This window comes from Cypionkella sinensis (genome assembly GCF_042646385.1).
Lineage (GTDB): Bacteria > Pseudomonadota > Alphaproteobacteria > Rhodobacterales > Rhodobacteraceae > Cypionkella > Cypionkella sinensis.
Genome location: NZ_JBHRTO010000001.1, coordinates 327106 through 338285 on the forward strand (window position 1 = coordinate 327106; position 11180 = coordinate 338285).

Genomic DNA, 11180 nt, shown 5'->3' on the forward strand with positions numbered 1-11180 from the left:
AGGGCAGCGCCTGACCCGGCGGGCGAGAAGCGCCCGCCGAGGGCGGGGCGGGCGCTGCCCGGTGGCTTTGACCACCGGGGGTAGGGCCGAAACGTTGCGCTTTGACAGGGGCGATGGCCCCCGTCACTCCACCCCACGCCGCCCCGGACTTGATCCGGGGCCTCTGGTCTGCGCCATACGCGCCCCTCGCAAATCGCGCCGCCGATGCTTAGCTGCGTATGGCAAAGCCCGTTGAAGCGTGGAATAGATGGGCCGGGTTTCTGGAGGGCGCGATGGCTGGCTTTGACTACGATCTTTTCGTCATCGGTGGTGGCTCGGGCGGGGTGCGGGCGGCGCGGATTGCCAGTGCCGAGGGTGGCGCGAAGGTGGCGCTGGCCGAGGAAAGCCGGATGGGCGGCACCTGTGTGATCCGCGGCTGTGTGCCGAAAAAGCTGATGGTGTTTGCGTCGGAATACCCTTCGGAGGTGCAGGACGCGCGCGCTTATGGCTGGGATGCAACGCTGGGCGCGTTTGACTGGGGACGGTTTCGCGGCACGCTGGATCGCGAGTTGGACCGTCTGGAAGGGGCCTATCGCAGCACGCTGATGAATGCGGGCGTCACGATTTATGACACACGCGCCGTGGTGGTGGACCCACATCGGGTGCGTCTGGCCTCGGGCGAGGAGTTCAGCGTCAAGCATATCCTGATCGCCACCGGCGGGCGGCCGTTTGTGCCGGAGGTGCCGGGGGCGGAACTGGCGGTCACGTCGAATGAGATGTTCCATCTGGAGGCCTTGCCCAAGCGCGCCTTGGTGGTGGGCGGCGGCTATATTGCCAGCGAATTCGCCTGCATCCTGCATGGCTTGGGTGTGCAGGTGACGATGATGTATCGCGGTGCGTCGATCTTGCGCGGCTTCGACGACGAGGCGCGCGGCCTTGTTGCGGCGGCGATGGTGGCGCGGGGCATTGATATTCAATGCGGCGTCGATGTGGCGCGGTTGGAAAAGGGCGCGGAGGCGATCCTTGCGCATGGCACGGATGGCCGTGTGCGCGAGGTTGATCTGGTGCTTTATGCCACGGGCCGCAAACCCAACTCGCATGGTTTGGGGCTGGAGGCTTTGGGCGTTGAGATCGGCGCGCGGGGCCAAGTGGTGGTGGATGAGTGGTCGCAAACCGCAGTGCCCTCGATCTATGCGGTGGGCGATGTGACCGACCGGATCAACCTGACGCCGGTGGCGATCCGTGAAGGCCATGCCTTTGCCGATACGGTGTTTCGCGGCGTGCCGACCAAGGCCGACCACGAGCTGGTGGCCTCGGCGGTGTTCACCCAGCCCGAATTGGGCTCGGTGGGGCTGTCGGAGGAAGCCGCCAAGGGCAATGGGCCGATTGAGATTTTCTCGGCCAGCTTCCGCCCGATGAAAACCCTGTTCGCGGGGCGGCAGGATCGCGTGCTGATGAAGCTGGTGGTGGATCAGGCAACGCAGCGGGTTCTCGGCTGTCATATTGTCGGTCCGGGGGCGGGTGAGATGATCCAGCTTGCGGCGATTGCGGTGAAGATGGGGGCGACAAAAGCCGACTTTGACCGCACGGTAGCGGTGCATCCAACGGTGTCGGAAGAACTAGTGACAATGCGAAAGCCAACCCGACAGGTGTGATGCGGCAATTTGCGCGGTGTATCTGCTTGATTTTCCGCGCCGCGTGCCCAATTCAGGGACAGTGTAAAAAGAACGAAAGGTTTATCAATGGCGGGTAGCGGCGGCCCTTGGGGCGGAAATGGCGGTTCGGGCGGTGAAGACCGGAACGGCCAGCGGCCAGAGGACCGGAATGGTCAGCGCCCCGGCGGGCGTAGGCCGGGCGAAGGCCCGCAGATGCCGGAAATTGATGATCTGGTGAAAAAGGGTCAGGAACACCTGCGCGTGCTGATGGGCGGGCGGGGTGGAAATGGCGGTCGCGGTCCGGCGGGGCCGGGCGGCGCGGGGCCGATGTTTTCCAAGCAGGGCATCGCGCTGGGCGTGCTGGTGGCGCTGGGCGTCTGGGTCTGGTCGTCGGCCTATTCGGTGAAGCCGGAAGAACAGGCTGTGACGCTGATGCTGGGCAAGTTCAGCGGTGTCACCGAAGAGGGCCTGCATTTCGCGCCCTGGCCGGTGATGACCGCCGAAATCGTCGAGGCCCGCAAACAGCGCACCACCGATATCGGCAATGGCGCTGCGGGCGAGTTGGACAATGGCCTGATGCTGACCCGCGATCAGAATATCGTCGATATCGAGTTCCAGGTGGTCTGGAACATCAGCGATCCGGCGAAATTCCTGTTCAACCTTGCCGACCCCGAAGACACCATCCGCGCGGTTTCTGAATCGGCGATGCGCGACATCATTGCGCGGTCGGAACTGTCTCCGGTGCTGAACCGTGACCGGGGGGTGATTGCCTCTGAGGTGACGACGGCGATCCAGAACACGCTGAACAGCTATGATGCCGGGATCAACGTGATCCGGGTGAACTTTGACAAAGCCGATCCGCCGCGCGAAGTCATCGACAGCTTCCGCAAGGTGCAGGCCGCCCAGCAAGAGCGCGATCGTCTGGAGAAAGAGGCCGACGCCTATGCCAACACGATTGGCGCAGCCTCGCGCGGGCAAGCGGCGCAGTTGCTGGAAGATGCGCGCGGCTACAGCGCGCAGGTGATCAACAACGCCGAGGGTGAAGCCAGCCGGTTCAGCTCGATCTATGCTGAATACGTCAAGGCGCCAGAGGTGACGCGCAAGCGGATGTATCTGGAAACCATGGAGAAAGTGCTGGGCGGGATGAACAAGGTGATCCTTGATGGCGTCTCGGGCAAGGATGGGCAGGGCGTGCTGCCTTACCTGCCGCTGGAGGGTCTGGCCAAACCTGCAACCCCTGCCGGAGGGTCAAACTGATGCGTGCGATTTACATTCTTCCCGGTCTGATCTTGGCAGGGGCTTTGCTGCTGTCGTCGGTGTTCATCGTGGACGAGCGCGAAAAGGTGCTGGTCTTGCAGTTTGGTGAGGTCAAGCAGGTGGTCGACAAGCCCGGTTTGGGCTTCAAGATTCCGTTCGTGCAGGAAGTTTTCCGCTATGACGACCGTATTCTTGGCCTGCCGACGCAGCCCTTGGAAGTGACGCCGCTGGATGACCGCCGCCTGGTGGTCGATGCCTTTGCGCGCTGGCGGATCGTCGATCTGGAAGCGTTCCGCCGTGCGGTGGGGTCTGGCGGGGTTGATGCTGCGCGCAGCAACCTTGACAAGATCATCAACGCCGAAATCCGTGAGGTTCTGGGTGGGGTGAACAGCCAGAAGGTGCTGTCGGAAGACCGCACCTTGCTGATGAACCAGATCCGCGACAACAGCCGCGAAAAGGCGGCGGGCTTGGGTGTGGACGTGATCGACGTGCGCCTGACCCGCACCGACCTGCCCGAGCAGAACCTTGAGGCCACCTTTGCCCGGATGCGGGCCGAGCGGGATCGCGAAGCGGCGGATGAGATTGGCCGCGGTAACGAGGCCGCACAGCGCGTGCGGGCAGCCGCAGAGCGTTCCAAGGTCGAGATCGTGTCGCAGGCCAGCAAAGAGGCCGAGGTGATCCGCGGTGAGGCTGACGCCAAACGCAACGCGATCTATGCCGAGGCTTTCGGCAAAGACCCGGAGTTCTTCGCCTTCACGCGTTCGCTCACGTCTTACGAGCGGGCCTTGCAGGCGGGCAATTCGTCGATGGTGATGCAGCCCGATAGCGAGTTCTTCGACTATCTGCGCACCGAGAAAGCCCCGGTTGCCGCCCCCGCTGCCCCGGCGCAGTAACTGGGCAACTGCAAGGCTTGCTTGGGTGGATCGCCATTCACCTTCGCCACGCGGTGCGGGTGTAGCCGAAACCGCCGGGCCCCAAAGGCCCGGCCAGCGCCCGCCCCGCCCTCGGCGGGCGCTCCTCGCCCGCCGGGTCAGGCGCTGGCCTCACCGGGTTTCTCGCTGATCTGACTTCACGTTCAAGCCGCACACGCGGGCGGGGAAACGCAATGCGTTTCCTGTTTCCGCCCGAACCTCACCTCTGCCCCAGCCAACAAGAGGGCCGGTGCGCCGCACCAGCCCTTTCCATTTCATGGCGGTGATTGGCGCATGATGCCGATGGCGCTTGCGCTGGGCCTCACGTCGGTGACAAATTCATTCACGTAGGGTTGAGACCGCGCGATCTGGTTTGCATTGCGCAATTTGGCCCATAAATGATTATGCGGATGTGATCCGATGGGGCGGGCGATGTGGATCGCGCCCCGCTATACGAAAAGGAGTTCGGACGTGCTTCACCTATCCCCCGCGCGTGCGCTGACGGTTCCGGCCATGGTTGCACCTAAGCGTCCCCGGTTGCTTCTGGCCTTGGGTCTTGGTCTGACGATGGCGCTGGCCACCGGCCCTGCGCATCAGGCCATGGCCTTTGCTGCGCCTGACAGTTTTGCTGATCTCGCACAGCAGATCAGCCCTTCGGTGGTCAATATCACCACCTCGTCGATGGTGGCCTCGGCCACCGATGGCTCGCCCATGGTGCCGCCCGGCAGCCCGTTTGAAGATTTCTTCAAGGATTTCATGGACCAGAACGGCCAAGGCAACAACGAGCCGCAGCGGTCTGAGGCTTTGGGTTCGGGTTTCGTGATCTCTGCGGATGGCTATATCGTCACCAACAACCACGTCATCGAGGGCGCGGATGATATCGAGATCGAATTCTTCTCGGGCAAAAAGCTGAAAGCCAAGCTGGTTGGCACCGATCTTAAAACCGACATCGCCCTGTTGAAGGTGGATAGCCCCGAGCCGCTGCCGTTTGTGGGTTTCGGCGATTCCGACAAGATGCGGGTTGGTGATTGGGTGATGGCGATGGGCAACCCGCTGGGGCAGGGCTTTTCGGTCTCGGCCGGGATTGTCTCGGCCCGTGGGCGCGAGTTGAGCGGTGCCTATGACGACTTTATCCAGACCGATGCCGCCATCAACAAAGGCAACTCGGGTGGTCCGCTGTTCAATATGGACGGGCAGGTCGTGGGTGTGAACACCGCGATCCTTTCGCCGACCGGCGGCTCGATCGGGATCGGCTTCTCGATGGGGTCGAACGTGGTGTCGCATGTCGTCGATCAGCTCAAGCAATACGGCGAGACGCGGCGCGGCTGGCTCGGCGTGCGGATTCAGGATGTGACGCCGGATGTGGCCGAAGCCATGGGTCTGACCGAAGCCAAGGGTGCCCTGATCACCGATGTGCCGGATGGCCCGGCCAAGGCGGGTGGCTTGCTGGCGGGTGACGTGATCCAAAGCTTCAACGGCAAGGAAATCACCGATGTCCGCAGCCTGACCCGCACCGTCGCCGACAGCCCGATTGGCGAGGAAGTGCCCGCCGTGGTGCTGCGTGACGGCAAACAGCAAACCTTGCAGATCAAGCTGGGCCGTCGTGAGACCGATGAGGCTGGCAAGCCTGTGCCAGCGGCGCAAAAAGACACCCCGGTCGAGCCGAAGAAGGCGGAAGTGCTGGGGCTGACCTTGGTGCCGGTCGATGAGCAGGTGGCCAAGGATCTGAAACTGTCACCGGGGGCCACCGGCTTGGCTGTCACCCATGTCGATGGCGCGTCTGAAGCGTCAGAGAAAGGCGTGATCCCCGGCGACGTGATCGTCGAGGCCGGGCAGCAGAAGGTGATGAGCATCAACGATCTGCAAGACCGGCTGACCGAGGCCAAGGCGGCGGGGCGCAAGTCGATCCTGCTTCTGGTGCGGCGGGAGGGTGATCCGCGCTTTGTGGCGCTGTCAGTTCAGTAGGCCTGACGCTGCACAACCAGCGACGAAAATGCTCATGCAATGCGCGCCCCACAGGGCGCGCATTTTGCTTTGTGGCACATCGCAGCAACTGGCCACAAAACCGCACTTTCAAGGCGACAACACTATATGTTGTGTAATTCGCGGATTCTATCGGTGAAAAGCACAAGTCATTCCCAGATGGGAAGACAAAATGCAGCATGGAAGTGGCATCATCCTGCCAAGCGCCGCCGGATCAGCCAGCGGTGCGGGACACAACCTGCCCACGGGCTACCGCTGCGGCAGCAACCGCCCCTGCGCGCGTGCGCCCAAGGCAAAGCCGGTGCAGGTGATCAAGGCGAAGGTCGCATACGCAAGCACCGCAATTATGCCTGCAGTCAGCGGACGACCGGCCAGCATGCGCGCAGTTTCGCTAGGGTCGATCCCAAGCGACAGGCGCTGCGCCGCCCCAAAAACCGCGTAGGCCATCAGCCCCACCAGCGCAAACCACGCGCCATAGCGCAGGGCGGGGCGTGCTCCGGCGGGGGATTGGTTGTGCGCGACCCAAGCCGCGCCGCAAGACCGCGCGGCGACCAACAGCGGCAAGACCACGACGAGGGCGGTGCCAAAGCTTAAACTGGCGCGGATCATCGCCTCGAACATGGTGACAAGGGCGATGGTGGCAGCGCCGGTCAAGAACAGGATCAGCACAAAGCGCAGCGACAACCGGGCCAGCATGGCTTAGCCGATCTCGTGCAAAAGCCGGGTCCGGAATGACAGCATCCATTCGGCACGCTCAGTCGCCATGGCGCGACTGGGGGCGGTTTGCATCGTCTCAACGATTTTCAGCAGCTTGGTTTCGATATGGTCCAGCGCATAGGCGCGGTCGTCATAGGGGCGGTGCAGCGCCATCGGATCATCGGCGTGAAACAGCCCGCCGCCCATCGCGCCCGACACATGGAACATCCGGGCGATGCCAATGGCCCCCAAAGCCTCAAGCCGGTCGGCGTCTTGCAGCACGCGGGCTTCGGTGGTGACGGGTTTGATCCCCGCCGAAAAGCTGTGCGCGGCGATGGCATGGCCAACAGCCGAGAGTTTGTCTTCGGGAAAGCCATCTTGCCGCAGGAAATGGCAGGCGGCCTCGGCCGAAAGGGTCGAGGCGCGGGCGCGGTCGGGGTGTGATTTCGGCAGGTTGACCAGATCGTGAAACATGCAGGCAGCCAGCAGCACGGCCATATCGCAAGGCTCGTCAAAGGCGATCAGTTGCGCGCGCGCCCAGACCCGGCGCAGATGGCCCAGATCATGCGCGCCATCGGCAGGATGCGCCGCCCATTGGCGGCTGACTTCGGCTTCATAGCGGCTTTGGGCTGCGGCAAGGGTCATAGTTTTGCGATATCCGTTGCGATGATGCCAAGTTCCTTGGCGGCAGAAAGTGAAAGTTCCGGGCTGTCGAGGCCACGCTCGGCCTGAAAGCGGCGAACGGCCTCGGTGGTGGTGGCATCCATGACGCCGGTGACGGGGGCAAGGTAATAGCCGCGCGCTTTCAGGGCGCGTTGCAAGGTCGCCACGAAGTTTACCGTCATATCCTGCGGGCAAGGCGCGCGGAACCAGACCTCCTCGTGATCTTGCAGCAGGCGCTGGTGGGTTTTGGTCTGATAGGCGGCGGGGGTGGTGACTTTGCCCGCGGCATCGCGCTGCTCTGGGGTGACGATGATCTGTTCGGTGGTGGTTTCAATCACCGCCGGCGTGGTGTCTTTCGCCCAGCAGGCCCCATCGGATTGCGGCGGTTGCTGACCCTCTTTCAGCCGCAAAATATCAACGGACAGATTGCTCTTCGAAGGGGCCTGCACCGAGACCTGCGGGCCACAACCGCCAAGCGCCAGAACCGCGCAGCCCAAAATCAGACGAAAAATCATGCCATGCCCATATTGCGCCCCGGTTGCGCCGGGCCATGTTGCGACAAGCTTAACCGCAAACCCGGGCTGTGCAAAGATGCCTAGGCAGAGGCTTGCGGAAGCGATGCGGTCGGTTGACGGAATTGCACCGCAGTGTGACGGCGCTGCACTGGCAAATGCTGCGGCTTTGGCCTATGTCGGCGTCAGAGCCGCAAGGCGAAAATATGCGCTATAGCAAGACACAGGGAATGCAGCATGGCAAAGATCGTTTATGTCGAATTCGGTGGCAAGGAACACGTGGTCAACGTGGCGAATGGCCTGACGGTGATGGAAGGCGCGCGCGACAACGGTATTCCGGGCATCGAGGCCGATTGCGGTGGCGCCTGCGCCTGCTCGACCTGCCATGTCTATGTCGATCCGGCTTGGGTGGATCGTTTGCCGAAGAAAGACGCGATGGAAGAAGACATGCTGGATTTCGCCTGGCAGCCTGATCAGGTCACCTCGCGCCTGACCTGCCAGATCAAGGTCAGCGATGCGCTGGATGGCTTGCGCGTGCAGATGCCGCAAAAGCAGATCTGAAGCCGGGGCTGGCGCGCCGCTCAGAACGGATGCGCCTGCCCGTCCCATGTTTCAAAGCAACCCGTCGTCGCCAAGGACAAGGCGGCGAAGCGGGTGGCGAGGCCGTGCGCGGATTGTGCCTCGGTGATGTCGGCACCACTGCCGCCCATCTCGGTCTGCACCCAGCCGGGGTGGTAAATGCCCACCGCGATGCCTTGCGGTTTCAGATCGGTGGCGAGGTTGCGGCCCAAGTTCAGCGCCGCGGCCTTGGAGGCGCGGTAGATATAGCTGCCACCGGGCGCGCGGGTGTCTGATGCCATTTGCGACGAGATGATCGCGATCTTGCCCTTTGCGCGGCGCAGGGCGGGCAGCAGGGCTTGAATGGTCAGAAACACCCCCACCACGTTGGTGTTAAAGCCTTCGGCCCAAAGTTCGGGCGCATAGCCATCATCCAGCCGCTGACCGCGATCGGGATAGACCCCGGCATTACAGATCAGCAGATCAAGCGCATCAATGCTTTGGCCCAAGGCGCGCTGGCCTGCGGCGTCGGTCACATCCAGCACGCGCAGGCCGGGCGTGGGCTTGCGGCTGGTGCCGATCACCTGCGCGCCTGCGGCCTGATAATGGTGCAGCAGCGCTTGGCCGATGCCACGGTTTGCGCCAGTGATCAGCGTGGTCATCAGTTGGCCTTTCTGCGCGGCATGAAGGGGAGGGGTGCTACGGGCACGCCGTCTTCCAGCAAAGCGCGGGCGTCTTCGGGCTTTGCCTCACCATAAATCGCGCGCTGGTCGATTTCGCCCTCGTGCATGCGGCGGGCTTCGGCTGCAAAGTTCAGACCGACGTAATCCGAGTTCGCCTCGACCTGACGACGCAATTCGGCCATGGCGGCCTCAATTTCGCTGGTGGGTTCGCTGAGTTTTGGTTTGGCCTCGCCCGCCTTGCGCGCGGGGCGCACGGCGGGGGCCATCAGCGTTTTCTCGATGCTGCTGTCGCCACAGACCGGGCAGGCGATTTGGGCTGCGGACAGCAGGGTTTCATAGGCTTCAGCGGACTGAAACCAGCTTTCGAAACCATGGTCTTTGCTGCATCGAAGATTATAGCGGATCATGCCGGGGCCAGCGCGAGGATAGGGTGTTACCTAATCAGGCTGCGCCGTTTTTCAAGCGGTGGCAAGCGCTTGCTCGGGCACTGGTGCCAGCAGGCCGTCGGCAAACTGGCTGTTCAGGGTCAGCAAGACCTGACGCAGTTGCGGCTCGTTCACCTTGCGGGCGGCTTTTTCGGCGGCGAACCACTTGCGGCGGCGTTCCTTGCGTTCGGGGAATTTGTCGAGCAGTTCCGACACGCGCAGGGCAAACACCTCAACCGCGCATTCGCAACTGCGGGTCGGGCTAAGCAGTTTGACATAGTTGAAGCCGCCGATGGCGGTTTCGGCGATGTCGCCACGCACGCCAGCCTCTTCCCAAGCCTCTTGCCGCGCGGCCTGCGCGGGCGAGCGGTTCTCCATCGGCCAGCCCTTCGGGATCACCCAGCGCCCAGTGTCGCGGCTGGTGATCAACAACACCTCGACCTTGCCACGGTGCATCCGCCAGCAAATCGCGCCATATTGGCGCGGCACGGATTTTGTGGCGTCCGGGGGCGCTATGGGGAGGGTTTGATTCATCTGCATCGGCCTTCAACTCGTACTTTGTTTGCTGCGGTTCTTCAGAGCCGCTTTCAACAATGTCTATCGCATATCATAGGTTGGTTGCATAGCGGTGCAGTGCAAGGTTTGGTCAAAAGCTGTTACAAAACCGTTACAATTCAGTGACGGCGAGCAAAAAGGGCGGAAATGGTGGCGGGTGCCGCGTTGTTCATCGGATCAGAGATTTATCGCGGCTCCAGCTATGGCGGGGCGCATCCGTTGCGGGTGCCACGTGTGTCGACGGTGATGGATCTCGGCCGCGCCTTGGGCTGGCTGGAGGGGCGATACCGCAGCAGCCCGCGCGCCAAGCCTGCGGCGTTGCGGGCGTTTCACAGTGCCGATTACATCGCGGCGTTGCAAGCGGCAGAGGCAGGCACAATCTCGGCCGAGGCGATGGCGCGGCATCACATCGGCACCCTGTCCAATCCGGTGTTCGCGCAGATTTACAGCCGCCCGGCGACCGGGGCGGGGGGCGTTCTGCTCGCGGCAGAGTTGCTGGCCGAGGGCGGATCGGTGCATGTGCCGGGGGGCGGGACGCATCACGGCATGCCGGATCGCGCCAACGGGTTTTGCTATCTGAACGATCCGGTGCTGGCGATCATGGCCTTGCGGCGGATGGGGCTGCGGGTGGCCTATGTCGATCTGGATGCGCATCATTGCGACGGGGTAGAGTTTGCTTTTGCAGGCGTGCCCGAGGTGCTGCTGATCTCGGTGCATGAACAGGCACGTTGGCCTTTTACCGGGGCTTTGGGGGTGGCGGCAGGTAATTGCGTCAATCTGCCGGTGCCAGCACAGTATAATGATACCGAGGCGCGGTTGGTGCTACATGAGATGATCCTGCCGCGCCTGCAAGCCTTTGCGCCGCAGGTTATCGTGCTGCAAGCTGGGGCGGATTCGCTGCTGGAAGACCCATTGTCGCGGCTGGCTTTGTCGAACAACGCCTATGTCGAGGCCTTGCGGGCGATCCGGGCGATGGCGCCCCGGCTGATGCTGTTGGGCGGTGGCGGCTATAATCCGTGGTCGGTGGGGCGGTGCTGGGCGCTGCTCTGGGCGGAACTTTCGGGGCAGACGGTGCCCGAGTTGCTGCCAGAGGCCGCGCACATGGTGCTGCGGGGCTTAAGCTGGGGCGGTGGCGGGCGGCCCCCACCTGCGCCTGCGCTGCTGACGAGTTTGCGCGATGCCCCGCGCGAGGGGCCGATAAGGCCGGAATTGCGGGACCGAATGGCGGTTTTGGCGCGGGCGTGAGGCGGGGTCTGGCGGGTGGAATTGCGGAATGTGCGGCCTTGCGCTAAAGCCAAGGCAA

12 protein-coding genes are annotated in these 11180 nt (G+C 63.2%); 6 read left to right on the forward strand and 6 right to left on the reverse strand.

The genetic code is table 11. The features are described from left to right. The first annotated feature begins 272 nt into the window (after nucleotides 1–272). From gor to ACFOGH_RS01670, 4 genes are all read left to right on the forward strand, one after another. Complete coding sequence (gene gor / locus ACFOGH_RS01655; protein WP_380071313.1) at nucleotides 273–1634, forward strand: glutathione-disulfide reductase; 1362 nt, start codon at nucleotides 273–275, stop codon at nucleotides 1632–1634. Nucleotides 1635–1721: 87 nt separating this feature from the next. Beyond that, nucleotides 1722–2891, forward strand: a complete 1170-nt coding sequence (gene hflK, locus ACFOGH_RS01660) for an FtsH protease activity modulator HflK (protein WP_380071314.1) — start codon at nucleotides 1722–1724, stop codon at nucleotides 2889–2891. Then, on the forward strand, nucleotides 2888–3784 hold the full coding sequence (gene hflC / locus ACFOGH_RS01665) for a protease modulator HflC (protein WP_380073945.1): 897 nt from the start codon (nucleotides 2888–2890) through the stop codon (nucleotides 3782–3784). The genes hflK and hflC overlap by 4 nt, the downstream gene beginning before the upstream one ends. Before the next feature lie 531 nt (nucleotides 3785–4315). Then, nucleotides 4316–5767 carry a Do family serine endopeptidase gene (locus tag ACFOGH_RS01670; protein ID WP_380073946.1) on the forward strand — a complete coding sequence of 484 codons (1452 nt, stop codon included), beginning with the start codon at nucleotides 4316–4318 and terminating at the stop codon, nucleotides 5765–5767. 267 nt (nucleotides 5768–6034) lie between these two features. Here ACFOGH_RS01670 and ACFOGH_RS01675 read toward each other — a convergent pair whose 3' ends face one another. The 3 genes from ACFOGH_RS01675 to ACFOGH_RS01685 are packed head-to-tail and all read right to left on the reverse strand — an operon-like array spanning nucleotide 6035 to nucleotide 7659. Beyond that, complete coding sequence (locus ACFOGH_RS01675) at nucleotides 6035–6481, reverse strand: hypothetical protein (RefSeq protein ID WP_380071315.1); 447 nt, start codon at nucleotides 6479–6481, stop codon at nucleotides 6035–6037. Nucleotides 6482–6484: 3 nt separating this feature from the next. Next, nucleotides 6485–7126, reverse strand: coding sequence for an HD domain-containing protein (locus tag ACFOGH_RS01680; RefSeq protein WP_380071316.1), 642 nt, complete (start codon nucleotides 7124–7126; stop codon nucleotides 6485–6487). Next, complete coding sequence (locus ACFOGH_RS01685) at nucleotides 7123–7659, reverse strand: peptidoglycan-binding domain-containing protein (protein WP_380071317.1); 537 nt, start codon at nucleotides 7657–7659, stop codon at nucleotides 7123–7125. The genes ACFOGH_RS01680 and ACFOGH_RS01685 overlap by 4 nt, the downstream gene beginning before the upstream one ends. Before the next feature lie 234 nt (nucleotides 7660–7893). On the opposite strand from ACFOGH_RS01685, the gene ACFOGH_RS01690 reads away from it, so the two are divergent. After that, nucleotides 7894–8217 carry a 2Fe-2S iron-sulfur cluster-binding protein gene (locus ACFOGH_RS01690; protein WP_380071318.1) on the forward strand — a complete coding sequence of 108 codons (324 nt, stop codon included), beginning with the start codon at nucleotides 7894–7896 and terminating at the stop codon, nucleotides 8215–8217. 20 nt (nucleotides 8218–8237) lie between these two features. On the opposite strand, the gene ACFOGH_RS01695 is transcribed toward ACFOGH_RS01690, so the two are convergent. From ACFOGH_RS01695 to ACFOGH_RS01705, 3 genes are read right to left on the reverse strand one after another with little or no spacing between them, the layout of a single operon-like run. Next, nucleotides 8238–8876 (reverse strand): SDR family NAD(P)-dependent oxidoreductase, encoded by a 639-nt coding sequence (locus ACFOGH_RS01695; protein ID WP_380071319.1) that lies wholly within the window; start codon nucleotides 8874–8876, stop codon nucleotides 8238–8240. Then, the gene (locus ACFOGH_RS01700) at nucleotides 8876–9304 is read right to left on the reverse strand and encodes a DUF1178 family protein (protein ID WP_380071320.1); all 429 of its coding nucleotides are present in this window, start codon (nucleotides 9302–9304) and stop codon (nucleotides 8876–8878) included. The genes ACFOGH_RS01695 and ACFOGH_RS01700 overlap by 1 nt, the downstream gene beginning before the upstream one ends. A gap of 51 nt (nucleotides 9305–9355) precedes the next feature. Beyond that, the gene (locus ACFOGH_RS01705; protein WP_380071321.1) at nucleotides 9356–9856 is read right to left on the reverse strand and encodes an NUDIX hydrolase; all 501 of its coding nucleotides are present in this window, start codon (nucleotides 9854–9856) and stop codon (nucleotides 9356–9358) included. Nucleotides 9857–10024: 168 nt separating this feature from the next. On the opposite strand from ACFOGH_RS01705, the gene ACFOGH_RS01710 reads away from it, so the two are divergent. Then, nucleotides 10025–11122: an acetoin utilization protein AcuC gene (locus tag ACFOGH_RS01710; protein WP_380071322.1), complete on the forward strand. Its 1098-nt coding sequence runs from the start codon at nucleotides 10025–10027 to the stop codon at nucleotides 11120–11122. Nucleotides 11123–11180: the final 58 nt, after the last annotated feature.

Coding starts and splice junctions, on each gene's coding strand:
- gor (WP_380071313.1), top strand. CDS start 273: ATGGCTGGCTTTGACTACGATCTTTTCGTCATCGGTGGTGGCTCGGGC.
- hflK (WP_380071314.1), top strand. CDS start 1,722: ATGGCGGGTAGCGGCGGCCCTTGGGGCGGAAATGGCGGTTCGGGCGGT.
- ACFOGH_RS01670 (WP_380073946.1), top strand. CDS start 4,316: ATGGTTGCACCTAAGCGTCCCCGGTTGCTTCTGGCCTTGGGTCTTGGT.
- ACFOGH_RS01675 (WP_380071315.1), bottom strand. CDS start 6,481: ATGCTGGCCCGGTTGTCGCTGCGCTTTGTGCTGATCCTGTTCTTGACC.
- ACFOGH_RS01680 (WP_380071316.1), bottom strand. CDS start 7,126: ATGACCCTTGCCGCAGCCCAAAGCCGCTATGAAGCCGAAGTCAGCCGC.
- ACFOGH_RS01685 (WP_380071317.1), bottom strand. CDS start 7,659: ATGATTTTTCGTCTGATTTTGGGCTGCGCGGTTCTGGCGCTTGGCGGT.
- ACFOGH_RS01690 (WP_380071318.1), top strand. CDS start 7,894: ATGGCAAAGATCGTTTATGTCGAATTCGGTGGCAAGGAACACGTGGTC.
- ACFOGH_RS01695 (WP_380071319.1), bottom strand. CDS start 8,876: ATGACCACGCTGATCACTGGCGCAAACCGTGGCATCGGCCAAGCGCTG.
- ACFOGH_RS01700 (WP_380071320.1), bottom strand. CDS start 9,304: ATGATCCGCTATAATCTTCGATGCAGCAAAGACCATGGTTTCGAAAGC.
- ACFOGH_RS01705 (WP_380071321.1), bottom strand. CDS start 9,856: ATGAATCAAACCCTCCCCATAGCGCCCCCGGACGCCACAAAATCCGTG.
- ACFOGH_RS01710 (WP_380071322.1), top strand. CDS start 10,025: ATGGTGGCGGGTGCCGCGTTGTTCATCGGATCAGAGATTTATCGCGGC.